The organism is Paenibacillus sp. sgz302114, from assembly GCF_056120345.1.
In genome coordinates this window covers 1-298 of the sequence record NZ_JBVYOI010000071.1, presented here as the reverse complement: position 1 = coordinate 298, position 298 = coordinate 1, and the positions used below count along the sequence as shown (strand labels likewise).

At 56.0% G+C, this 298-nt stretch carries 2 tRNA genes; both read right to left on the bottom strand.

The window, feature by feature from the left end:
- Positions 1 to 57: 57 nt before the first annotated feature.
- Positions 58 to 134, bottom strand: a tRNA-Asp gene (locus tag AC0LWF_RS27975).
- A 41-nt stretch (positions 135 to 175) separates the two neighbouring features.
- A tRNA-Met gene (locus AC0LWF_RS27970) sits at positions 176 to 252 on the bottom strand.
- Between the last annotated feature and the right edge of the window lie 46 nt (positions 253 to 298).

Here is a 298-nt window from a genome sequence, read left to right as displayed (position 1 = left end):
GAGGATTTTCAGTCCTCTGCTCTACCAACTGAGCTACCGAGCCGAACTTTGATTAAATGGCGGAGCCGACGGGATTCGAACCCGCGGTCTCCTGCGTGACAGGCAGGCATGTTGGGCCACTACACCACGGCTCCGCGTTATTAATGCTCGGTATATAGATATAACCGAATTGTTTTGGTTGCGGGGGCAGGATTTGAACCTGCGGCCTTCGGGTTATGAGCCCGACGAGCTACCGAGCTGCTCCACCCCGCGTCATTAAGTTATATGGTGGAGGCTGACGGGATCGAACCGCCGACCC